Consider the following 23,205-nt stretch of genomic DNA (forward strand, 5'->3'; position numbering starts at 1 on the left):
CGGAGGCCGGTCGGCCACTCTCGCGGACGAGGTGCGAACGCGGTGGGGCGGAAGTGTTCTCAGGCTTTCCTCGCCCTCCTCGCCGTGACTCTCGTGCTCAGCGGCTGCTCGGCCGACAGCGGGGGAGACGAGGTCGCAGGCTACGTCGAGGCAGCGATCGCCGAGATGCGCGACGGCATCCACGCCGACACGGACGAGTTCCGGGATGCCGTGTCTCGAGTCGAACCCGAGCTGAAGGCGAAGACGACGATAGCCGAGACCCACCGGGGGCTGGGCGAGTTGGTGGTGGTGGTGGCGGGCGGGGTGCACTCGTGGCTGCAGACGCCCGCGGATGTCGCCTCCATTTCGGCGCAGAACGCGCCGGCGGCGTCCTTTCCCGTGCCGACGGCCTCGACGCGGGACGGCATCAGCATCCTGTCGCTGCCCGGGTTCCAGGGGGAGGAGCCCGAAGCGATCGAACGGTACGAGGCAGCGGGACTGCAGGCGATGCGGGCCGCCGCCGCGGCGACGACCTGCGGCTGGATCGTCGACCTGCGCACGAACGGTGGGGGCAATGCGTGGCCCATGCTCGCTGTGGTCGCGCCGCTGCTCGACGACGGAGACGTCGTCGGACTCGAGCGAGACGGGCAGGTGCAGTGGGCACGTGTGGCCGACGGCGGTGTCGTCTCGACGCCCGGGGGAGACGACACCTCGTCTCCCGGGGGATTCACCGTCGACGCCCCAGTGGCGCTGCTTACGTCGGGGATGACGAACAGCGCCGCCGAGATCGTGGCCATCGCCTTCGCCGGTCAGGCCGATGCCCTACGGGTCGGCAAACCGACGGCGGGAATGACGACCGGTAACCAGGTCCGAGAACTCAGCGACGGCGCCCGCCTCATCCTCACCACCAGCTACGACGTCGATCGCACCGGTCGGGTCTACGACGGTCCCCTCGCCCCCGACATCGAGGCGGCTCCCGGCCCCGACCTCGAGGCCGCGCGGACGGCGGTCAGGTCCCGCTGCGCCTGACCGCCGGCATCCGAAATCTCAGACCGGATCCGCGGGCTTCGCGGGGAGGCGCACCTCGAACGTCGTGTCACCGGGGCTGCTCTTCACGTTGATGGTGCCGCGGTGGGCGTCGACGATCGCGCGGGCGATTGAGAGGCCGAGGCCCGTGCCGCCGGTCTTGCGGTCGCGGGAACGGTCGGCGCGAGCGAATCGCTCGAACAACTGGGAGGCGACCGACGGGTCGATGCCGGGTCCGTTGTCGTGCACGCGCAACACGGCCTCGGCTCCCTCGTGGGCGACGGAGACGTTCACGACGCTTCCGGCCGGCGTGTGCGTGCGCGCGTTGGCGAGCAGATTCGCCACCACCTGGTGCAGGCGCGCGGCGTCTCCGGCGAGTTCGACGGGGGTGTCGGGCACGTCGATCGTCCACGAATGGTCGGGGCCGGCGGGGCGCGCATCGCCGACGGCCTCGACGGCCAGGCGCGTGAGATCGACCGAGCCGTAGACGAGCTCTTGGCCCTCGTCGAGGCGCGCGAGAAGAAGCAGGTCCTCGACGAGCGTGGTCATGCGCAGCGACTGCGCCTGAATGCGCTCGAGCGACTGCTCGGTGGTCTCGACGGCCAGGGCGATGCGTTGGCGACTCTCGTCGTCCTGCGCCTGACGCATGGCGCGCAGCGACAGCTCAGAGAAACCGCGAATGGATGCCAGGGGCGTCCGCAGTTCGTGGCTGGCGTCGGCCACGAACCGGCGCATGAGTTCCTCGTTGCGCTGGCGCGCGCTGAGCGAGGCGTCGACGCGGTCGAGCAGGGTGTTGAGGGCGGTTCCCACTTGCCCGATCTCGGTGTGCTCGTCGACCTGGTCCGCCGGGACGCGCTCGGTGATCGACACGTCTCCCTGATCCATGCGGATCGACGCGACGCGCGTGGCGGTCTCGGCGACCGCGCGCAGGGGGCGCAGCCCCAGACGGATGACGATCGCGATGATCACGGCGAGCAGCAGCAGGCCTCCGGTGGTGACGAGCGCGACGGTGGTGAGGATGGCACCGATCGTGCTGGTCACGCTCGACAGGGGGAGACCCACGAGGAAGACGCTGTCGCTTCCGGGTGTCGGGAACGCTCGGACGAGGTACTCGCCGAGATTCGGCAGATCGACCGTCTGAGCGGTGGGGTCGGATGCGGCAGCCTGGAGGCTGTCGGCGATGCGACCGAGGTCGTCGGTCGTGAGCGCGCGCACGCCGTTGTCGCCGACGACAGCTCCGGTGATCCCGGCACCGCGCGAGTTCATCACGAGCAGCGTGCCGGAGTCGAAGAACCCCGACTCCAGGACCTGCTCCGCCGAGCTCTGGAACGCCGCCCGCGGCTGTATGGAGGCAGCCGCTTCGTCCACCTGGGCGCCGAGGTTCACGTAGAGAACCTGGCTGAGGATCGCACTGGTCGAGATGCCGATCATCACGAGGATGAACGCGACCATGCCGATGACGGCCGTCATCAGACGCGCCTGCAGCGTCCACGGGCGGCGGAGCCGCGTCGACAGGGGCTCCCGCTTCGGCCTCGGCTCCGGTGTGCCGGTGTCGGCGACTGCGGGGTGGTCGGTCTCCCAGACCTCGGACGGGGGAGCGGGGGGCGCTGGTCTCGGCGGAATACTCACTGAGGCGCTTTGATCATGTACCCGACACCGCGCACGGTGTGGATGAGCGGGTCGTTTCCGGCGTCGATCTTCTTGCGCAGGTACGAGATGTAGAGCTCGACGACGCTGGAGCGACCGCCGAAGTCGTAGTTCCAGACGCGGTCGAGGATCTGCGCCTTCGACACCACGCGACGCTGGTTGCGCATGAGGAAGCGCAGGAGCTCGAACTCGGTCGCGGTCAGCTCGATCTCCTTGCCGCCGCGGATGACCTCGTGGCTGTCCTCGTTCAGCGAGAGGTCGCCGACGCGCAGGATCGGCTCGGAGTCGCGCGTGAGGGCGGTGCCGGCGCGACGCATGAGGCCTCGCAGGCGCGCCACGACCTCTTCGAGGCTGAAGGGCTTGGTGACGTAGTCGTCGCCACCGGCCGTGAGACCCGCGACGCGGTCGGCCACGGCGTCCTTCGCCGTCAGGAACAGCACGGGCACGTCGTTGCCCGAGTGACGCAGGCGCTGCAGCACCGCCATGCCGTCGAGGTCGGGCATCATGATGTCGAGCACCATGGCATCCGGCTCGAAGTCGCGCGCGGACTGCAGGGCGTCGAAGCCCGATCCGGCGGTCTTCACGTCCCAGCCCTCCATTCGCAGGGCCATCGACAGCAGGTCGGTGAGCATCTGCTCGTCGTCGACGACGAGGACGCGCAGGGCGCTCCCGTCGGGGCGGGTGAAGGTGGGGGCGGCGGCGGTCGCGGTCATAGAACTCATTGTGCTCTCGTATCTATGAGCTTTCTATGGCGAGCCTTATGGGAATCCTGGGAACGGGAGATCCGACGGCTGAGAACGAGCCCGTGCCGACCCCGACCGCGGCACCCGGGGTTGTTCGCGACGACGTCGCGGACGTCCGCGACGCGCCTTGGCGGCCTTAAACGCACGAGGCGGCGACGAGCCATGCTCGCCGCCGCCTCGTCAAGACAGCTCTCAGTGGGTGTCTTCGGCTTCGATCTCGGTGCGGTCGCCCGACCACAGGGTGTGGAAGGTGCCCTCCTTGTCGATGCGACGGTAGGTGTGTGCACCGAAGAAGTCGCGCTGGCCCTGGATCAGGGCGGCGGGCAGGCGCTCCGCGCGCAGGCCGTCGTAGTACGCGAGCGACGAGCTGAACGCGGGGGCGGGGATGCCGCTCGCCGCCGACAACGACACGATGTGGCGCCATGCGTCCTGCGCCCGGCCGAGGGCCTCGACGAAGTACGGGGCGGTCAGCAGCACGGGGAGGGTGGCTTCGGCGTCGTAGGCCTCGGCGATGCGGTTGAGGAACTGCGCACGAATGATGCACCCGCCGCGCCAGATCTTCGACACCGCGCCCAGGTCGATGCTCCAGTCGTACTGGGCGGCACCGGCGCGGATCTCGTCGAAGCCCTGCGAGTAGGCCACGATCTTCGAGGCGTAGAGCGCGAGTCGCACCTGCTCGATGAAGGCGTCGGCATCTTCGCCCGAGAGCACGTCGGTGCCCGAGGGGCCGGGGAGCTCGCGCGAGACCTCGCGCTGCTCGGGGTGGCTCGACAGCGACCGGGCGAACGTGGCCTCGGCGATGCCCGAAACGGGGACGCCCAGGTCGAGGGCCGTCTGCACGGTCCACGCGCCGGTGCCCTTGGCGCCGGCCTGGTCGAGGATGACGTCGACGAGGGGCTTGCCCGTGTCGGCGTCGGTCTGGCGCAGCACCTCGGCGGTGATCTCGATGAGGTACGACTCCAGTTCGCCCCGGTTCCACTCGGCGAACACGTCCGCGATCTCGGCCGGGCTCTTGCCCGTGGCGCGGCGGATGAGGTCGTAGGCCTCGGCGATCAGCTGCATGTCGGCGTACTCGATGCCGTTGTGCACCATCTTCACGAAGTGACCGGCGCCATCGTGGCCGACGTGCGTCACGCAGGGCTCGCCCTCGGCGACCGCGGCGATCGACTTTAGGATCGGGCCCAGCGTGGCCCAGGCCTCGTCGGAACCGCCGGGCATGATCGAGGGGCCGCGCAGGGCACCCTCTTCGCCGCCCGAGACGCCCATGCCGACGAAGTTGATGCCGGTGTCGCGCACGGCCTTCTCACGGCGGATGGTGTCGGTGAACAGCGCGTTGCCGCCGTCGACGATGATGTCGCCCGGTTCGAAGACCTTCACCAGCTCGTCGATGACGAAGTCGGTGGGACGGCCGGCCTTGACCATGATGATCGCGGTACGCGGCTTCGCCAGCGACGCGGCGAAGTCCTCGTACGAGAACGAGGCGACGAAGTTGGCCTCGGGGTGCTGCTCGAGAACGTGCTCGGTCTTGTCCTTGCTGCGGTTGAAGATGGCGACCGTGTTGCCCTCGCGGCTGGCGAGGTTGCGGGCGAGGTTCGAGCCCATCACGGCCAAGCCGACGACGCCGATGTTGGCGCGGCCGTCGCCCTCGCCCTGGGGGCGTGAGTCGGCGTCGGCGGTGGGACGGTCCACCTCTTCGATGCCGGGCGCACCCTCGTGCACCTGTGCGGCCTGATGCGGGGACTGGTCCTGGTCGGTCGAGGGGCCGGTCGGGGAGGCGTGGGACGTCATGGGTGCTCCGTCTTCAGGTGCGAGGGGTGTGGGCAGGCTCACGTGGGCCGCCTCCGCCACTTTATCGGCTCGGCCCGCGCGTGTTTCAGGACGGGGTGTGAGTGAGCTGGAGACGCTCGACGACCTCTCGCACCTGCTCCTGGGGAGTGAGGTCGAGGTCGATGCGGATCGCGCGCTCATCGGCATCCGGGATCTCCAGGGTCTCGAACTGCGAGGTCAGCAGCGACGGCGGCATGTAGTGGCCCTGTCGACGCAGCAGGCGTTCGAGCACGAGCTTCGGGTCGCCCATCAGCAGGACGAAGGTCACATCGTCGCGGCGCAGTACGTCGCGGTAGGTGCGCTTGAGGGCCGAGCACGTGATGACGCCGGGGCGTCCGGCGGCGATCTGGCCGTCGATCCAGCCGGCGACGCGATCGAGCCACGGCCATCGGTCATCGTCGTCGAGGGCGTGACCGGATGCCATCTTGGCGACGTTCTCCGCGGGGTGCAGGTCGTCGCCCTCCTGGAAGTCCCAGCCGAGGCGACCGGCGAGCATGCCGGCGACGGTGGACTTGCCGGTGCCGGCGGGGCCCATGAAGACGAGGACGGGGTGGGACGTCATGATTCTCTCTTCCTCTCCCATCAGACGAACACGCTGATCGCGAGAACGCCGGCCAGGCCCATGACCGAGATCACGCACTCCAGCACGCTCCATGTTTTCAGTGTCTGCGGGATGTTCAAGCCGAAGTACTCCTTGATGAGCCAGAAGCCGGCATCGTTCACGTGGCTCAGGAACACCGAGCCCGCGCCGATCGCGAGCACCAGCAACGCCGTCATGGGGGCGTCGAGGGTCTCGGTGAGCGGCTGCAGGATGCCGGCGGCGGTGATCGTGGCGACGGTGGCCGATCCGGTCGCGACGCGGATGACCACGGCGACCAGCCAGGCCAGCAGCAGCACGGAGACACTGGAGCCCGCGACGAGATCGGCGATCACTTTGCCGATGCCGGTGTCGACGAGCACCTGCTTGAACCCGCCGCCCGCGCCGACGATGAGGAGGATGCCGGCGATGGGCCCGAGCGAGGAGCCGACGACGCTCGTCAGCTTGGCGCGGTCGAAGCCGGCGCCCCGGCCGAGCACGACGAAGCCGACGAGCACGGCCAGCAGCAGCGCGATGATCGGCAGGCCGAGGAAGTCGATGACCACCTTCCATACGGCGGTCGAGCCGGGCGCGACGATGTCGGCGACGGCCTTCAGCAGCATGAGGAACACGGGCAGGAGGATGCTCGCCAGCGTCGCCGCGAACGACGGGCGGCGAGCGGGCTCTTCGCCCTTCTCCTCGGCCGAGACGAACAGCTCGGGCACGGGAACGGGGGCCCAGCGGGCGGCGATCGGGGCGAACAACGGGCCGGCGACGATGACCGCGGGGATCGCGACGATCACGCCGAACGCGAGGGTCAGGCCGAGGTTGGCGTCCAGTGCGTCGATGGCGGCGAGCGGCCCCGGGTGCGGGGGCACGAGGCCGTGCATCGCGGAGAGGCCTGCGAGGGTCGGGATCGCGATCTTCATCAGCGAGACGCCCGAGCGGCGGGCCACGAGGATGATGACGGGGACCAGCAGTACGAGACCGACCTCGAAGAACATCGGCAGGCCGATGATCGCTCCGATCAACCCCATGACCCAGGGGAGTGAGCGCGGGGTCGCGCGGGCGACGAGGGTGTCGACGATGCGGTCGGCGCCGCCCGAGTCGGCGAGCAGCTTGCCGAAGATCGCACCGAGGGCGATGAGGATGCCGACGCCGCCCATGGTCGAGCCGAAGCCGCCGGTGAAGCTCGTCACCGAGGTGGCGATGGGCATGCCGGCGACGACGCCCGTCGTGAACCCGCCGATGGTCAGGGCGAGGAAGGGGTGCAGCTTGCCCCACGTGATGAGCACCACGATGAGGGCGATGCCGATGAGGGCGGCGGTGATCAACTGCCCGGCGGGGGCGGTGGTCGCGGACTCCGCGGCGGCGAGCACCAGCGTGGAGGGGTGGGGGGAGAGGGCCATGAGCGTCCTTGATCCGGCGAGCGGCAGCGATGCCGTGGGTGATGGTGCAGTGGGTATTTGTCGTACATAAAACCACAAGATGCAGGGATGTGCACGACGAATGCGTCCGTCGGAGCGCATCACGTCTGTCATCATCGAGCAATGACGTTGGACCGTCCCGCCGTGTCGACGCTGCACGACGCCCTCGTCGACCGCCTGGGCTCGGCGATCGTCGACGGGGAGCTGGGCGCCGGCTCGCGCCTCATCACAGCCGAGCTCTCGCCCGGATCGTCGCGCGGAGCGGGCCGTGAGGCCGTGCGCGTGCTGCAGTCGCTCGGGCTCGTGCGGGTGCGTCGAAAGACGGGTGTCGAGGTGCTTCCGTCGACGCAGTGGAACGTCTACGCGCCCGAGATCATCGCCTGGCGCCTCGCCGGTCCCGGCCGGCACGCGCAGCTACGCGAGCTCAGCGAGCTCCGCGGTGCGATCGAACCGCTCGCTGCGCGTGCCGCGGCGACCCACGCCACCGACGCGCAGCGCCAGGTGCTGGTGGCCGCGGTGATGGAGATGGCGCGCACCGAGCACGACGCGGACGGCGCCGAGTACCTCGCGGCCGACATCCGCTTCCACCGCACGGTGCTCGCGGCATCCGGCAACACGATGTTCGCCGCCCTCGGCGCGGTCGTCGAATCGGTGCTGGTGGGGCGGACGCGACACGAGCTCATGCCGCACGATGCCAACCCGCATGCCGTGCGGTGGCACCAAGACGTGGCCTTCGCCGTCGCGGCCGGTCGCGCCGACGACGCCGTGCAGGCGATGCACCTCATCGTGCGCGAGGCGGGGGATGCGATGGCCTCCGCGGTGAGCTCGGAGTAAGGCCTCGGCGGATCCGTTGCGCGCAGGGACGAGTCGGTCGTGGTGGGCTCGTCGCTCGCGGTCGCTCCGGCGCTCGCCGATGTCAGTCCGTGTGGGTGGGGGCCGAGCTGCGCTCCGCCGTGAAGCGGCGGGTGACGGCGATGTCGCGGCCGCCCAGGCCCCGCTCGACGATCTCGTCGAAGGCGGCTCGCAGGGCCGGCAGCAGCGCGGGCCGCGTGTCGGTGGATGCGGCGATGTCGGCCGCGAAGCGCAGGTCTTTCACCATGTACTCCGCGATGCCACTGGGGGAGTCGTCGCCCGTGACGAGGCGCTCGCGACGGCTCTCGAGCAGGCGTGATCCGGCGTACCCGCCGCCCAGAAGCTCCCACAAGGTGGCGGGGTCGACGCCGGAACGCGCGGCGAGCTCGGTCGCCTCCCCGAGCGCGAGGATCGTCGAGGCGACGACGAGTTGGTTGCAGGCTTTCGCCACCTGCCCGGCGCCGAGGGGGCCGAGACGCACGGGCGTTCCGCACGGAGCCAGAAGTGCGGCAGCCCGGTCGGTGTCGGCGGGGGAGCCGCCGAGCATGATGGACAGTCGTCCGGCTTTCGCGCCGTCCTCGCCGCCCGAGACGGGGCAGTCGACCACCCGGATGCCGTCGGGGAGGCGGTTCGACAGCTCCCGCACGCCCACGGGTGACGAGGTCGAGCCGATCATGACGAGAAAATCGCGGTCGCCGATGCCTGCCAGCAGCCCGTCGGGCCCGTCGAGGTGCTCCTCGAGCTGCGGAAGGTCGGGCAGCATCACGAGCACGGCGTCGGTGTGGGCGGCGAGGTCACGGGCCGTCTCGGCCCACTGCGCGCCGGCCTCGATGAGCGCCGGGCGTCGCCGACGCGCGTGGACGGTCAGGGAGCCGCGGGCGGCGAGCAGGTGGTGCGCCATCGGTGCCCCCATCGCCCCGAGGCCCCATACCCCGAGTCGGACGGTGGCGGGGGTGGTCTCGTCGTCGAGAGGTGTCATGCACGGCATCCTATCGACTGGACAACAGGTTGAACAGGGTTCACTATGGTGAACGTATACCGAGGTGTCGAGCGGCTCGCGGTGCCCGCGATCGCGGCGAAGGGATGGACGAAGATGTCGACGCACAAGAGCCTACGCGCGGTGGTCGCCGTTCCGCTGTCGGAGGAGCACTGCCGGCTCATCGAGCGGCTGGAGCCGCGGCTCGAGCTGGTGCGCGATGCCGCTCTCACGCGCCCCATGCGCGGCCCCGCCGACTGGTCGGGTGACCCGGCCCACGTGCGCACCGACACCGAGCAGCGCGCCTTCGAGGCGATGGTCGACTCGGCCGAGGCGCTTTTCGGCATTCCCGACGTCGAACCGGCCGCGCTCTCGCGCACGGTCGCGGCCAACCCGGGGCTGCGGTGGGTCATGACGACGGCAGCCGGTGGCGGCGGGCAGGTGAAGGCGGCAGCCCTCGACGACACGGCTCTCGAGCGCATCGTGTTCACCACGAGTGCGGGCGTGCACGGCGGGCCGCTCGCGGAGTTCGCGGTGTTCGGAGTGCTCGCGGGGGCCAAGGGCCTGCCGCGCCTGCGGGCAGACCAGGATGCGCGCGTCTGGTCCGATCGCTGGGAGATGCGCCAGATCGACGAGATGACCGTGCTCGTCGTGGGGCTCGGCGGCATCGGTGCCGAATGCGCTCGCCGCTTCCACGCTCTGGGCGCCGAGGTGTGGGGCACGACCCGCTCGGGCACGCCCGTCGAGGGGGTCGACCGCCTCGTACCGCTCGACGATCTCGCCGAGGCCGTCGGGCAGGTGGATGCCATCGTCGTGACGCTCCCCGGGACCGATCAGACGCACCACCTCATCGGTGCGGACATGTTCGCCGCCGTCCGTCCGGGGGTCGTCCTCGCCAGCGTCGGGCGCGGCAGCGTCATCGACGAGAGCGCTCTGCTCGCGGCCCTCGACGATGGCCGGGTCGGTTTCGCGGCGCTCGACGTGTTCGAGGTCGAGCCGCTGCCCGTCGACTCGCCGCTGTGGGGGCACCCGCGCGTTCTCGTGAGCCCGCACACGGCCGCGCTGAGCAGCAGGGAAGAGGAGAGGATCGCCCGTCGCTTCGCCGAGAATGCCACGCGCCTGATCGATGGACAGCCGCTGCGCGCGGTTGTCGATACGGTCGAGTTCTACTGATCGAGACCATCGAGGGGAGCCGGCATGACCGACGACGACGACGGCCGGCTCGCACGGGATCCCGCCCCGGCGGTGGGACGCAGTATTCGCCTGCTCGGGCTTCTGGCCGAGGCCGAGCGTGCGCTCACCCTGACCGAGCTGGCATCGGGGCTGGGGCTGGCGAAGTCGTCGACCGCCAACCTGTGCCTCTCGCTCGAGGCGGAGCGCATGATCGAACGCGTCCCGCTCGGCTATCGCCTCGGCATCCGCACCGCCGAGCTCGGCGGAGCATTCGCGGCGCAGTTCAACCAGGTGCGCGAGTTCTACGCCGTCTGCGAGTCGTCGCCCGTGCTGGCGCGCGAGCTCGTGCAGGTGGCGGTGCTCGATGACGCCGACTCGCTCTACCTCGCCCGGTACGAGGGCTCGCGCTCGGTGCGTCTGGGCACGCCGCTGGGCTCCCGACTTCCCGCCGCCCTGTCGGCGACGGGGCGCGCGCTGCTCATGACGCGCGACGACGCCACCGTGCGGGATCTGCTCGCGCGTCGAGGCCCGCTGCCCGCGCTGACGGCGCACAGCACGGTCGATGTCGAGGGCATCCTCGTGAAGCTGGCGGTCGCTCGCGAGCGCGGATGGGCCATCGACGAGGAGGAGTCGTTCCGGGGGATCGTCGGGGTGGCCGTGCCCCTCGAGGGGTGGGCACCGGGCGATCCGCAGTTGGCCCTGGGTGTCGGCATCCCCGTTCTGGATGCCACGCCCGAGCGCATCACGCGTGTCGGAGAGGCGCTGCGCGGGGCCGCGTCGGCGCTGACGAATCCGTTCAGCGCGGCACCGCGCCCCTGAGTGCGCTCGTCTCGCCCCTCCGTGGAGGGGTATTCGTCGCGCCTCCCGATCGATGGAGTGGAAACGGGCTCAACGAATTGTGTTCAACATATTGAACTCAGTTCAGAGGGTTGATACAGTCCCGGTGTCGGGAGACCCCAGCCGATCAAAGGAGATGGCCGTGACCACTGCACCCACCGCACCGCCCGTGCCGCAGGACGACCCCGAGTACGCCGCCAATCTGCGGAGGGCGACCCTCGCCTCCAGCATCGGCAGCGCGCTCGAGTACTTCGACTTCGCGCTCTACGGGCTGTCGACGGCGCTGATCTTCAACGTCCTGTTCTTCTCGCAAGACAACCCGGCCCTGGCCACGGTCGCCGCTTTCGCGACCTACGGCGTCGGCTTCCTGGCACGTCCCTTCGGCGGACTCTTCTTCGGCGTGCTCGGCGACAAGCTCGGCCGTAAGTGGGTCCTCGTCATCACGATCGTGCTGATGGGCGGGGCGTCCACCGCCATCGGCCTCCTGCCCACGTACGAGGCCGTCGGCATCCTCGCTCCGATCCTGCTCGTGATCATGCGACTGCTGCAGGGCTTCGGCGCCGGCGCCGAGCAGGCGGGGGCCACGGTCCTCATGGCCGAATACGCCCCCGTCAAGCGCCGCGGATTCTTCTCGGCCCTGCCCTTCATCGGCATCCAGGCCGGAACGCTGCTCGCGGCCGTCGTGTTCAGCCTCATCTCGCTGCTGCCCGAAGACCAGCTGCTCAGCTGGGGCTGGCGCGTGCCATTCCTCGCCTCGTTCGTGCTGATCCTCCTCGCGCTGTTCATCCGCATGCGCCTGCGCGAGACGCCGACCTTCATCGAGCTCGAGAAGAGCGAGCAGATTGCCGAGCGGCCCGTGCGCGACATCTTCACGCGGGGTCTGCCCGGAGTCATCGTCGGTATCGGGCTCCGCATGGCCGAGAACGGCGGCTCCTACATGTTCAACACCCTCGCGCTGACCTTCTTCGTCGCGTCGGTGGGGGGACAGGCCGACCGCAGCCTCCTCACCTGGGGGGTCACCCTCGGCTCGCTGATCGGCATCTTCTCGGTGCCGCTGACGGGCGCCCTGTCCGACCGGATGGGTCGTCGCACGGTGTACCGCGCGGGCGCGGTGTTCATGCTGCTGTTCACCTTCCCCGCCTGGTGGCTGATCTCGCTCGGGAGCTACCCGATCACGATCGCCGTCGTCGCGATCGGTATCGGCGTCGCCGTCAACTCCATGCTCGGACCCCAGTGCGCGATGCTCCCTGAGCTGTTCGGCAACCGCCACCGTTACCTCGGCGTCGCAATGGCGCGAGAGATCTCGGCGGTGCTCGCCGGCGGCCTCGCGGGTGTGCTGGGCGCCTACATCATCGCCGTCAGTGGCGCGAACTGGCTGCTGCTGGCGATCTACATGGCCACTCTCGCCCTGATCACCACGGCATCCACCTTCCTCGTCCCCGAGACGCTGCGCCGCGACCTCACGCGCACCGACGACGCGATCAAGGTGTCTCGCGAAGAGGCCGGCGAGGGCGTGGACGCCACGACCGTCACCGTGCGGACGATCCGATGACGGTCGCGTTCGACCTGACCGGGCGGCTGGCCCTGGTCACCGGTTCCAGCCGCGGCATCGGCCGGGCCCTCGCGCAGGGCCTCGCCGAGGCGGGGGCCACGACGCTCGTGCACGGACGGGATGCCGAGACCGCCGGACGCGCGGCGGAGGAGATCTCCGCGTCGACCGGGGTGGCCGCTCACGCGGTGACCTTCGATGTGGGGGAGTCCGGCGCTGTCGACGAGGGCGTCTCTCTCATCGAGCATCGCTACGGCGTGCCCGACATCGTCGTGAACAACGCCGGCATCCAGCGGCGCGCGCCGATCGCGGAGTTCGCCGACACCGACTGGGACGACCTGGTGCGCACGAACCTCTCGAGCGCGTTCTACGTCTCCCGACGTGTGGCCGGCGGCATGATCTCGCGCGGATCGGGCAAGCTCGTGCAGATCGGTAGCGTCCAGTCGCAGCTGGCCCGCCCTTCCATCGCGGCGTACGGCGCGACGAAGGGAGCGATCACGATGCTCACGAAGGGCCTGTGCGCCGATCTCGCGCCGCACGGCATCCAGGCCAACGCCATCGCACCCGGGTACTTCGCCACGGAGCTGACCCGGGCACTCGTCGACGACGAGAAGTTCTCCGCGTGGGTGCGCTCGCGCACGCCCGCGGGGCGGTGGGGGAACACCGGCGACCTGGTGGGGGCGCTGGTGTTCCTCTCGAGCTCGGCGAGCGACTTCGTCAACGGCCAGACGATCTTCGTCGACGGCGGCATGACGGCGGTGGTCTGATGCGCATCGCTCGCGTCGAGACCCCCGCCGGGGTGCGCACGGTCCGTCTCGCCGACGACGGGTCGTGGATCCCGATCACTGATCCGTACGCAGCGTTCGCGGACGGCCGCCGCCCCGCCGACGAGGGCGACCCGGTCGCGGGACGTCTGTTGGCTCCGTGCGAGCCGATCGTGGTCGTCGGCATCGCGCAGAATGGCCCCGATCATGCCGCTCCCGTGCAGGCATGGCTGAAGAGTCCGCGCACCGTCACCGGGTCGGACGCGTCGGTGGCGCTCCGGCGCGACGCGGGCACCACGGTCGCCGAAGCCGAGATCGCCGTCGTCATCGGTCGCGACACCACCGGGTTGACGGCGGCGAACGCCCACGAGTACGTGCTCGGCATGACTGCCGTCAACGACCTGTCGAGCCCCGACCGGTCGGTCCTCGATCCGCGCAACTTCGAGTCCAAGGCGGGCGCGGGCTACACACCGCTCGGGCCGTGGATCGACACCGGGTTGTCGCTCGATGCCGATCTGGCTCTGGCGCTCATCGTCGACGACGAGCCGGTCCGGCAGACCTCCGCCGCGCGTCTGCCGGTCTCGCTGAGGGACTGCCTGGCCTACGTCGACGGGTGGAACGTCCTCGGCCCGGGCGACGTCATCATGATGGGGGCACCGTTCTCCGCCGCACCGATCCACCCGGGTGCGCGGGTCGACGTCGTCGTCGCCGATGTGCGCCTTCGCACCGCAACTTTCTGAGGAGAACCGTGACGAATCTCGCCGTGGTGGCCCACGCCGCCGACGACCTCCGCATCGACGACATCGGTGAGCCGACCCCGGATGCCGATGAGGCCGTCGTCGCCGTCTCATTCGGGGGTGTCTGCGGCTCCGACCTCCACTACTGGCGACACGGGGCTGCGGGAGCATCGATCCTGCGGGAGCCGCTCGTCCTGGGCCATGAGCTGTCGGGGGTGGTGGTGCGCGCCGCTGCCGACGGAAGCGGGCCCGCCGAGGGCACGCCGGTGGCCGTGCACCCGCTGACTCCCCGCGACGACGGCGCGACGCCGTGGCCGCGGGAGCGCCCGAACCTCGCGCCGGCCTCGACCTACCTGGGCTCGGCCATGCACCTCCCGCACACGCAGGGCGGGTTCGCCGAGCGTGTCGCGCTCCCCACGCGCATGCTCTTCCCTCTGCCGGCGGGGCTCGATCTCGCCACGGCCGTGCTTGCGGAGCCCGCGGCGGTCGCGTGGCACGCCGTCGAACGCGCCGGAACGGTCGCGGGCCGACGCGTCGCGGTCATCGGGTCGGGTCCCATCGGCCTGCTCGCCGTGGCCGCGGCTCGCCACCACGGTGCCGGCGAGGTCATCGCCACTGATCTGCACGAGCTTCCGCGCGGTCTGGCAGCGGCTCGTGGGGCGCGTACCCTCGACGCGCGCGACGCGGCGGCGATCGAGGCCCTGCACGCCGACGTCGTGATCGAGTCGAGCGGCACCGTCCCCGGACTCGCTGCGGCGGTCGCGGCGGCGCGGCGCGGCGGGACGGTCGTTCTGCTCGGGCTTCAAGCGGCGGGCACGGTAGCGGCGCCGATCGCGACGGCGATCACACGGGAGCTGACGCTGACGGGGTCGTTCCGCTTCGGCGGCGAGTTCGGCGAGGTGCTGGCGGCGCTTGCCGACGGGTCACTCGCCGTGGAAGGCATCGTGACGCACGTGACGCCCGTCGCTCACGCCCTCGACGCCTTCGCGACGGCGGCGGACGCGTCGCGATCGTCGAAGGTCGTGCTCTCGTTCGGCGGAAACAACTGAACGACCCGTCACGCTCCGCCGGAGGCGGGGGTGACGACGATCGAGCTCGTCCTCACGAACCGGTCCGCATAAGGGTCGGCACAGCCCGGCGACCGCGGAGCGGCTCCGCCGGGGGCAAGCCGCGGTTCCGGGCGTCAGTGCTTCTTGTAGTTCGTGGTGCGGCCCATCGAGAACAGGGCGCCGACGGTGCCGATCAGGCCGAATGCGGCGATGCCGCCGATGACCCAGAGCACGACGTGAGAGAAGAAGCCGCTGTCCATGATGATCCTCCGGGTGGGTTGTGGCTGTTCGATCCTACCGTCGCTCCGCGGGCGGTCCTGCGCGCGCCCCGGCGGCGGGGTCGTGGTGCGGCCCCGCGCGCTGGTAGACTTCCGGGGAACTTCGGCGAGGGATGCCACCTCGTACGCCGTACGGCGCGCTGGGCATCCGTGATCGACGCAGTGATGCAGGCTCCCGGCTTTCCTCACGCGCTCGCGTTCGAGTCGAATCCAGACCACACAGGTGCGGACCTTGTCCGCTCACAAGCTGCGGGACACGAGCCCGCGAGGAGAACATCATGTCGGAAGACAACAAGGTCGTCGTAGAACTGCGCGAGAACTTCGGCAAGGGCTTCGCCCGTCGCCTCCGCGCCGCGGGCAAGATCCCCGCCGTCATCTACGGTCACGGCACCGAGCCCCAGCACGTCGCGCTGCCCGGTCACCAGACCGCGCTGCTGATCCGTCGCGCCAACGCGCTGCTCGACCTCGACATCGCGGGCAAGAGCCAGCTCGTCCTCGTCAAGGATGTCCAGAAGGACCCCGTGCGCCAGATCATCGAGCACATCGACCTCATCGTGGTGAACAAGGGCGAGAAGGTCCAGGTCGACGTTCCCGTCGTCATCACCGGCGAGCCCTTCTCGGGCACCATCGCCATGCTCGACGCCACGTCGGTCTCGCTCGAGGTCGAGGCCACTCACATCCCGCAGAACGTCGAGGTCGATGTCGAGGGCGCCGAGGACGGCACCCAGATCACCGCCGCCGACCTGAAGCTGCCCCAGGGCGCGACCCTCGTCACCGAGCCCGAGACCCTCATCGTGGGTGTCTCGATCCCGCTCGACACGATCGCCGCCGACGAAGAGATCGCCGAGGCCGACGCCGAGGTCGCCGGGGAGCAGTCCGAAGAGGCCGAGACGGCCGAACAGGGCGACGACAAGTAATTCCCGAGGGCCGTTCACCGGTCCGACGACGACGAGGGGGCGCGGATTCGCGTCCCCTCGTTCGTTTCGCCGCGCGGCGCACCGCGTCGTCGCGTACGGTCCCCACCCGGACCCGGAAGGATGGATGCCATGGCAGACACCTGGCTCATCGTGGGTCTCGGCAACCCCGGCCCGCGCTACGAGGCGACGAGGCACAACATCGGTCAGATGGTCATCGATGAACTCGCCGCCCGTCGCCGCGAAGCGTTCCGCGCGCACAAGGCCAACGCGCGAGTGGTCGAGACCTGGCTGCGGCCGGGAGCGGCGAAGCTCGTGTTGGCTAAGCCCAACAGTTTCATGAACGTCTCCGGCGGCCCGGCCGCCGGCCTCGCCCGGTTCTACGACATCGGCCCCGAGCGGATCGTCGTCGTGCACGACGAGCTCGATATCCCCTACGACACCATCAAGCTCAAGACCGGCGGCGGTCACGGTGGTCACAACGGCGTCCGTGACATCGCGAAAGCGCTCGGCACGCCCGACTTCCCCCGGGTGCGGGTCGGAATCGGTCGCCCGGTCGGCCGGCAAGATCCCGCGGACTGGGTGCTCGACCCCTTCAGTGCCGCCGAGCGTCAGACCCTGCCCATCCTGGTCTCGGATGCCGCGGATGCCGTGGAGCTGTTGGCCGACGAGGGCCTCGTCGCCGCGCAGCAGCGCTTCCACGCTCCGCGCGCCTGAGCGAAGGGCTCATACCGAGCCGGTCACCGGTGTGGTCGGGGTCGCGAGCGTGGTGGCCGTCCCCTCCGAGTGAAGAATGTGACGATACGGCCCGGTCGCCGCGAGCCCTAGCGGCAGGAGCGCGGCGTCGAGAGCGGCCCAGGTGTCCCCGAGGTCGACGGGCCGTTGTGCGAGTCGGACGCTCGCCGCGCGGGGCGCTCCCGGGATCGTGATCACGTCTGTTCGGGCCGCCTCGCAGACCGCGGTCACGGCGATCACCCGGGGGTCCGTCGTCCCGTCGTAGACGAGGGCGACCTCCGCCCCTGCCGGTGCGGCCATCCGATCGAGCACCGCGCGCACCGCCGCGGGAATCTCCGACTCGTGCGCCACGGACGTCCGCAGGCCCGGGCCCGTGAGCGGGGGGAGCGCTTCCAGCGTCAGCGTCGTCGCGATGTCGTGGTGCCCGCGGTCGAGCGAGGCGATCCTGCTGTCCAGACGGCGCAGGGCGGCGTTGTCGCGGGCGATGCTGGCGGAAAGCGTCGATCGCCTCGCATCGAGGACTGCGCGCAGCTTCGCGTGGTCCGTCCGTGAGTCGAGCAGGACGCGGATCTCTTCGAGTCCGAAGCCGTTGGCACGGAGGGCGACGATGGTCAGCACGCGTCCTTCCTGCGCGAGGTCGTAGGAGCGGCGTCCGGTTGCCGGATCGACGTCTGCGGGAGGCAGAAGGCCGGTGGCCTCCCAGTGGCGCAGCATGCGTGGCGTCGTACCCGTTTGCCGAGCGAGTTCACCGATCGAGACCATGACGACAGTCCACACCCTGCCACGGTGTCAGGGGCAACACGAGACGGCGAACGGCCCCGGTCGCGAGCAACCGTGGCCGTTCGCACCGAGGGTCAGCTCACGTCGAGACGCCGATCGCCGCGCCTGCGGCCAGGGCGATTCCGACCACGATGCCGCCGAGCACAGATAGCACGACGGCGCCGATGCGCCACCCACGACCGCGACTCTTGATCGCCGCGACGATGCCCTGGACGAAGCCCCACAGGCCGAGAACGGCGTACACGGCGAAGGCGACCACGGTCAGGATGCCGAAGAGCGCAGCCGCCTGCTGGACCTCCGGTGGGAGGGCGTTCGGGTCGACCCGCTGACCGGCGTCGGCGTAGGGCGCGAGGGCCGCGCTCTGCATGCCGGCGATGAGAGCGATGATCGAGCCGCCGACCACGCCGACCAGCGAGACGACGAAAGCGCCGAGCCCGAGCTTGTTTCCGCCCTTGGGGTTCGCAGATGCCGGGGGGACGTAGGCAGGAGCCGCGGGGGCGGGCACTCCTGCGGGGGTGGCGCGGTAGGCGTCGTTGCGCGCGACGGGCTGCTGGTAGGGCTCGGGGGGCGGCGGTGTCGTGCTCACGGAGTGCTCCTCTGGTCTTCGATGGGCGAACAGGCCCTGTCCCGAAGTCTAGGAACCGACTGGCCGGGGATCGCGGGGGTGGACGGTCGCCGATTCGGCGCGATGTCGCCCACTGGGGCGAGGAGCAGTCCGCCCGGGGATCAGACCGACGAACCGCCGGAGGGGACGCTCGCCAGCCCTGCCACGATGGCGATGAGCGTGAGCCCGCCGAAGATCGCGGGTCCCAGAACCGCGATGACGAGCCCGGCGATCCCGGCGCCCCGCCCGGACCGCCGCACGATGGCGACGATACCGAGCACGAGCGCCGTGAGACCGATCACGGTTCCCGACCAGAAAGCGACCTCGCCCAGCAGCACCAGATCGCGGACGGGGGAGAGGACGCGCCAGTCGAAGCCGTTCGACGACATGGTGCCCAGCCCGGGGGCCGCCCCGCGCGCCGAGCGGAACGCCGCGAATCCTCCGACGGCGGATGCCAACACCGCCGCGACGACCGAGAGCGCGAGCGCCCAGGTTCCCAGGGGTCGACCGCGGCGCGTCGGCTCCGGAGGAGTGAGCAGCGTCCCGACCGGCGGCGCCGCGTGGGGGGCGGCGAAGACCGGACCGTTCGGAGCGCTCGGCGACGTCATGCGGCCAGCCTACGAGACACGGATCGCCCGCCGTGTTGTCCACCCCGTCCGAATGTCGGAGCCCCCGCGTAAACTCTTCCGAGTGACAGTTCCCGGGATCGTTCGCGCCCTCGAGCAGGCTGAGTCGTATCGTGAAGCCGCTTCGGCTGCTTCCTCCGACCTGTCTCTCTCCCTCGTCGATGGCCTCGACGCCCCGGTCATCGCCGGCCTCGTCGAACGGCGCCGCTCGGCGGGTGGCCCCGGTGCCGTGCTGGTCATCGCCCCGACCGGTCGACGAGCCGAGTCTCTCGGTCCGGCTCTGGATGCCGTCCTCCCCGGCGCACAGGTTCTGCACTTTCCGGCATGGGAGACGCTGCCGCACGAGCGGCTCAGCCCGAGCCCCGAGACGGTCGGCCGACGCCTCGACGTCCTGCGCCGGATCGCCGCGTGGGACGGCACCGCCCCCCTTGTCGTGACCGCATCGGTGCGCAGTGCTCTCCAGCCGCTGGCTCCCGGGCTCGGCGATGTCGATCCGATCGAGCTCGTCGTCGGCGGGCGTGGATTCGAGCTCGAGGGCGTCATCACACGGCTCGTCGAGCTCGCGTACCACCGCGTCGATATGGTGTCGCGCCGCGGCGAGTTCGCGGTGCGCGGCGGCATCCTCGACGTGTTCCCGCCCGTGGCCGATCATCCCTACCGCGTCGAGTTCTTCGGCGACGAGGTCGACCAGATCCGCGCCTTCTCCGTCGCCGACCAGCGTTCGCTCCCCGGCGAGGTCACCTCTGTGATCCTTGTTCCCAGCCGCGAGCTGCTGCTCACGACCGAGGTGCGTGCCCGGGCCGCCGAGCTCCGCGACGGCTACCCGGGCCTGCGTCAACTGCTCGAGAAGATGGCCGAGGGCATTCCCGCTGAGGGGATGGAGTCGCTCATCCCGGTGCTGGTCGACGACCTCATCACCCTTGTCGACTACCTCCCCGGCGGCAGTGCGGTGGCGCTCGTCGACCCCGAGCGTTCGCTCGCCCGCGCGACGACGCTCGGTGACACCAATCGCGAATTCCTCGAGGCTGCCTGGTCGGCGGCTACGGCCGGCGCGGACACCCCGGTCGACCTCGGCTCCGGCGATTTCGTCACCCTCGACGACCTGCACGAGAAGGCGAGCGGGCGCGGCGGTGTCTGGTGGCAGCTCAGCGCCTTCGACTCGGGAGCGGCCGATGCCGAGGACGAGGGGCTCATCGTCCGAGACGACTCGACCCACCGCATCAAGGCCGATCCCGTTCCCTCCTTCCATGGCAATGTCGAGGGCGCGACCGCTCACGTCGGCACGCTGATCAGCGACGGATGGTCGGTCGTCGTCACGGCATCCGGTCCGGGAATGGTCGATCGCGCCCGCGACGTGCTCTCGGAGCGCGGAATCGCGGCGCGTCGTGTCGACGACGTGCGTCTGGCGCCTGAGACGGGTGTCGCTCACGTGGTGTGCGCTCCTCTCGAACGCGGATTCCAGCTTCCCGAGGCGAAATTCGCGGTCATCACGGAAACCGAGTTCTACGGTCGCTCGGTCAGCGGCGACAACCGCGGCGTGAAGAAGCTCGCTTCCCGCCGTCGCAACGTCGTCGACCCTCTGCAGCTCAAGCCCGGCGACGTCGTCGTGCACGCGACGCACGGAATCGGCAAGTTCCTCGAGCTCACCCAGCGCGAGGTGTCGAGTGGTGGCCGTCACGCGGTGAAGACGACGAAGGAGTACCTCGTCCTCGAGTACGCGCCGGCCAAGCGCGGCTACCCGGGCGACAAGCTGTTCGTCCCCACCGATCAGCTCGATCTGCTGTCGAAGTACGTCGGCGGCGAGGCGCCCACTCTGTCGAAAATGGGCGGCAGCGATTGGGCTGCCGCCAAGGGGCGCGCCCGCAAGGCCGTTCGCGACATTGCGGTCGAGCTGGTGAAGCTGTACTCGGCGCGCATGGCGTCGAAGGGCTACGCCTTCGGTCCGGACACCCCCTGGCAGCGCGAGCTCGAAGAAGCATTCCCCTTCGCCGAGACTCTCGACCAGCTTCAGACGATCGACGAGATCAAAGCCGACATGGAGAAACCCATCCCCATGGATCGTCTGCTCTCGGGCGATGTCGGTTTCGGGAAGACCGAGGTCGCGGTCCGCGCGGCCTTCAAGGCCATTCAGGACGGCAAGCAGGTCGCCATGCTCGTGCCGACAACGCTGTTGGTCAAGCAGCATCTCGAGACCTTCGCCGAGCGTTTCGCCGGGTTCCCCGTCACCGTGCGGCCACTGTCGCGTTTCCAGACCGACAAAGACGTCAAGGCCACCCTCGCCGGCCTCACCGACGGCACCGTCGACATGGTCATCGGGACCCACCGCATCCTCACCGAGAAGGTGATCTTCAAGGACCTCGGTCTCATGATCATCGATGAAGAGCAGCGCTTCGGCGTCGAACACAAGGACCAGCTGAAGAAGCTCAAGACCAACGTCGACATCCTCGCGATGAGCGCCACACCCATCCCGCGCACGCTCGAGATGGCGGTCACCGGTATTCGTGAGATGTCGACGCTCGCGACTCCGCCGGAGGACCGGCACCCGATTCTGTCGTACGTCGGACCCCGCAACGACAAGCAGATCGCGGCGGCCATCCGGCGCGAACTGCTGCGAGAGGGCCAGATCTTCTACGTGCACAACCGGGTGTCCTCGATTCAGCGGGTCGCTGCGCACCTCGCCGAACTGGTCCCCGAGGCGCGCATCGTCGTCGCCCACGGGCAGATGGGGGAGCACGCGCTCGAACAGGTCGTCGATGACTTCTGGGAACGTCGTGCCGACGTGCTCGTATCGACCACGATCATCGAGACCGGCCTCGACATCTCGAACGCCAACACGATCATCATCGATCGCGCCGACAAGTACGGGCTCTCGCAACTGCATCAGCTCCGCGGTCGAGTGGGCCGCGGTCGTGACCGCGCATACGCGTACTTCCTCTACGACGAGATGAAGCCCCTCTCCGAGACCGCGGCCGACCGCCTCGAGACCATCGCCGTCAACAACGACCTGGGTTCCGGCATGCAAGTGGCTCTGAAAGACCTCGAGCTCCGCGGTGCCGGCAATCTCCTCGGTGCCGAACAGGCCGGGCATATCGCCGGCGTCGGTTTCGACCTGTATCTGCGGATGATCGGCGAAGCGGTGTCGACGTTCCGAGGTGAGGACGTCGACGGACCCACCGAGCTGCGGCTCGAGCTCCCCGTGGACGCACGCCTGCCCGAGTTCTACATCGACAGCGAGCGGCTGCGTCTCGAGGCGTACCAGAAGCTGTCGGCTGCGGCGTCAGGTACCGCGAAGGCCGACGCGATCGACCTCGTGGTCGACGAACTCCGCGACCGGTATGGGGAGCCTCCTGCGGAGGTCGAAGGTCTCATCGCGGTCGCGCGCCTGCGTCGTCGTGCGGCACAGGCGGGCTTGGCCGATGTCGTCGCCATGGGGTCCAATCTGCGCGTCGCCCCGGCCAACCTGCCCGATTCCATGCGCGTGCGACTGCAGCGGCTGTACCCCAAAGCAAAACTCGTCGCCAATGGAGATGCCATGGTGGTGCCGCTTCCACAGGATGCCGACGACGCGAACCTCATCGCGTGGGTGCGCCAGTTGCTCGATGCGCTGTGGCCGCTGCCGGTAGACGAGAACGCGGAGACCGCGAACGCCTGAGCGTCGCCCGCCTCGCGGATGATCGAGGCAGGAGCCCGGCCGACTGTTCGTCGGCCGGGCTCCGTCGTAGGACCGTGTCATTCTCGGGGCGAGGGGTGGCGACACGCCCGGGCGGAGGCCTCGATTCGACCGATCCGAACTCCCGACGTAGTGTTTTACCTGTTCGCCCCACAGGGGAGAGCGGAGAGGCCGGAAGGCCCCGCTTCGTCTCAAGTGGCGGACTGTCCAGAACCTCATCGTTTCGGTGTAGGGTTTTGGTTCTGGTCTTCGACCGGGTTTCACGACGTTGATCTTTTATAGGTCCCACGGTGAGAACCATGAGGTTTGAATGATCGAATAGGTAGTGAATTGCCTCACGGGTAGGTCGGGAGACTGTTTCTGTGGGTGCGTCCGTTCCTTGAGAACTCAACAGCGTGCACTTGTCAAATGCCAATTTATTCCTCGTCGGTCTGA

Annotated in this window: 21 protein-coding genes; 11 read left to right on the forward strand and 10 right to left on the reverse strand. The window is 69.7% G+C overall.

Annotation, left to right across the window (positions count from 1 at the left end; genetic code table 11):
* Window positions 1–42: 42 nt before the first annotated feature.
* Window positions 43–1,008 carry a S41 family peptidase gene (locus tag AB6V29_RS16155; protein WP_369359891.1) on the forward strand — a complete coding sequence of 322 codons (966 nt, stop codon included), beginning with the start codon at window positions 43–45 and terminating at the stop codon, window positions 1,006–1,008.
* A gap of 18 nt (window positions 1,009–1,026) precedes the next feature.
* Here the strand turns inward: AB6V29_RS16155 and AB6V29_RS16160 are convergent, their stop codons facing one another.
* From AB6V29_RS16160 to AB6V29_RS16180, 5 genes are all read right to left on the reverse strand, one after another.
* Window positions 1,027–2,475 carry a cell wall metabolism sensor histidine kinase WalK gene (locus tag AB6V29_RS16160; RefSeq protein ID WP_267787496.1) on the reverse strand — a complete coding sequence of 483 codons (1,449 nt, stop codon included), beginning with the start codon at window positions 2,473–2,475 and terminating at the stop codon, window positions 1,027–1,029.
* Window positions 2,476–2,630: 155 nt separating this feature from the next.
* The gene (locus AB6V29_RS16165; protein WP_056228637.1) at window positions 2,631–3,365 is read right to left on the reverse strand and encodes a response regulator transcription factor; all 735 of its coding nucleotides are present in this window, start codon (window positions 3,363–3,365) and stop codon (window positions 2,631–2,633) included.
* Between the two features lie 222 nt (window positions 3,366–3,587).
* Window positions 3,588–5,183, reverse strand: coding sequence for an NADP-dependent phosphogluconate dehydrogenase (gndA, locus tag AB6V29_RS16170; protein ID WP_307317580.1), 1,596 nt, complete (start codon window positions 5,181–5,183; stop codon window positions 3,588–3,590).
* A gap of 85 nt (window positions 5,184–5,268) precedes the next feature.
* Window positions 5,269–5,784: a gluconokinase gene (locus AB6V29_RS16175; RefSeq protein ID WP_307455478.1), complete on the reverse strand. Its 516-nt coding sequence runs from the start codon at window positions 5,782–5,784 to the stop codon at window positions 5,269–5,271.
* A gap of 20 nt (window positions 5,785–5,804) precedes the next feature.
* Complete coding sequence (locus AB6V29_RS16180; RefSeq protein WP_267787493.1) at window positions 5,805–7,208, reverse strand: GntP family permease; 1,404 nt, start codon at window positions 7,206–7,208, stop codon at window positions 5,805–5,807.
* Window positions 7,209–7,349: 141 nt separating this feature from the next.
* On the opposite strand from AB6V29_RS16180, the gene AB6V29_RS16185 reads away from it, so the two are divergent.
* Window positions 7,350–8,060: a FadR/GntR family transcriptional regulator gene (locus AB6V29_RS16185; protein ID WP_267787492.1), complete on the forward strand. Its 711-nt coding sequence runs from the start codon at window positions 7,350–7,352 to the stop codon at window positions 8,058–8,060.
* 82 nt (window positions 8,061–8,142) lie between these two features.
* Here the strand turns inward: AB6V29_RS16185 and AB6V29_RS16190 are convergent, their stop codons facing one another.
* On the reverse strand, window positions 8,143–9,057 hold the full coding sequence (locus AB6V29_RS16190; RefSeq protein ID WP_369359896.1) for an NAD(P)-dependent oxidoreductase: 915 nt from the start codon (window positions 9,055–9,057) through the stop codon (window positions 8,143–8,145).
* Between the two features lie 114 nt (window positions 9,058–9,171).
* Here AB6V29_RS16190 and AB6V29_RS16195 point away from each other — a divergent pair, with 114 nt between their 5' ends.
* From AB6V29_RS16195 to AB6V29_RS16220, 6 genes are all read left to right on the forward strand, one after another.
* Complete coding sequence (locus AB6V29_RS16195) at window positions 9,172–10,227, forward strand: D-2-hydroxyacid dehydrogenase (RefSeq protein ID WP_307317980.1); 1,056 nt, start codon at window positions 9,172–9,174, stop codon at window positions 10,225–10,227.
* A gap of 24 nt (window positions 10,228–10,251) precedes the next feature.
* Complete coding sequence (locus tag AB6V29_RS16200) at window positions 10,252–11,046, forward strand: IclR family transcriptional regulator (RefSeq protein WP_116238929.1); 795 nt, start codon at window positions 10,252–10,254, stop codon at window positions 11,044–11,046.
* A 154-nt stretch (window positions 11,047–11,200) separates the two neighbouring features.
* Window positions 11,201–12,616 (forward strand): MFS transporter, encoded by a 1,416-nt coding sequence (locus AB6V29_RS16205; protein WP_210074097.1) that lies wholly within the window; start codon window positions 11,201–11,203, stop codon window positions 12,614–12,616.
* Window positions 12,613–13,380 carry an SDR family oxidoreductase gene (locus AB6V29_RS16210; RefSeq protein ID WP_369359899.1) on the forward strand — a complete coding sequence of 256 codons (768 nt, stop codon included), beginning with the start codon at window positions 12,613–12,615 and terminating at the stop codon, window positions 13,378–13,380. The genes AB6V29_RS16205 and AB6V29_RS16210 overlap by 4 nt, the downstream gene beginning before the upstream one ends.
* Entirely contained in the window at window positions 13,380–14,117 is a 738-nt protein-coding gene (locus AB6V29_RS16215) for a fumarylacetoacetate hydrolase family protein (protein ID WP_369359901.1), read from the forward strand. Before AB6V29_RS16210 ends, AB6V29_RS16215 begins: the two co-directional genes overlap by 1 nt.
* A gap of 8 nt (window positions 14,118–14,125) precedes the next feature.
* The gene (locus AB6V29_RS16220) at window positions 14,126–15,163 is read left to right on the forward strand and encodes a zinc-binding dehydrogenase (RefSeq protein ID WP_369359903.1); all 1,038 of its coding nucleotides are present in this window, start codon (window positions 14,126–14,128) and stop codon (window positions 15,161–15,163) included.
* Window positions 15,164–15,297: 134 nt separating this feature from the next.
* Here AB6V29_RS16220 and AB6V29_RS16225 read toward each other — a convergent pair whose 3' ends face one another.
* The gene (locus tag AB6V29_RS16225; protein ID WP_263641785.1) at window positions 15,298–15,423 is read right to left on the reverse strand and encodes a hypothetical protein; all 126 of its coding nucleotides are present in this window, start codon (window positions 15,421–15,423) and stop codon (window positions 15,298–15,300) included.
* A gap of 296 nt (window positions 15,424–15,719) precedes the next feature.
* Between AB6V29_RS16225 and AB6V29_RS16230 the strand changes: the two genes are divergently transcribed.
* Together AB6V29_RS16230 and pth are read left to right on the forward strand one after the other, a co-directional pair.
* A complete protein-coding gene (locus tag AB6V29_RS16230; protein WP_210074105.1) occupies window positions 15,720–16,358 on the forward strand; it encodes a 50S ribosomal protein L25/general stress protein Ctc in 639 nt (212 codons plus the stop codon).
* Window positions 16,359–16,487: 129 nt separating this feature from the next.
* Entirely contained in the window at window positions 16,488–17,072 is a 585-nt protein-coding gene (gene pth / locus AB6V29_RS16235; RefSeq protein ID WP_267787485.1) for an aminoacyl-tRNA hydrolase, read from the forward strand.
* A gap of 9 nt (window positions 17,073–17,081) precedes the next feature.
* Here pth and AB6V29_RS16240 read toward each other — a convergent pair whose 3' ends face one another.
* The 3 genes from AB6V29_RS16240 to AB6V29_RS16250 form a co-directional block, all read right to left on the reverse strand.
* Window positions 17,082–17,867, reverse strand: a complete 786-nt coding sequence (locus AB6V29_RS16240; RefSeq protein WP_369359906.1) for a MerR family transcriptional regulator — start codon at window positions 17,865–17,867, stop codon at window positions 17,082–17,084.
* Between the two features lie 82 nt (window positions 17,868–17,949).
* Window positions 17,950–18,456: a hypothetical protein gene (locus AB6V29_RS16245; protein WP_369359908.1), complete on the reverse strand. Its 507-nt coding sequence runs from the start codon at window positions 18,454–18,456 to the stop codon at window positions 17,950–17,952.
* Between the two features lie 140 nt (window positions 18,457–18,596).
* Entirely contained in the window at window positions 18,597–19,082 is a 486-nt protein-coding gene (locus tag AB6V29_RS16250) for a hypothetical protein (RefSeq protein ID WP_307317563.1), read from the reverse strand.
* A gap of 82 nt (window positions 19,083–19,164) precedes the next feature.
* Here AB6V29_RS16250 and mfd point away from each other — a divergent pair, with 82 nt between their 5' ends.
* Window positions 19,165–22,752 (forward strand): transcription-repair coupling factor, encoded by a 3,588-nt coding sequence (gene mfd / locus AB6V29_RS16255; RefSeq protein WP_369359910.1) that lies wholly within the window; start codon window positions 19,165–19,167, stop codon window positions 22,750–22,752.
* Window positions 22,753–23,205: the final 453 nt, after the last annotated feature.

It is taken from the genome of Microbacterium sp. 20-116 (assembly GCF_041079415.1).
Lineage (GTDB): Bacteria > Actinomycetota > Actinomycetes > Actinomycetales > Microbacteriaceae > Microbacterium.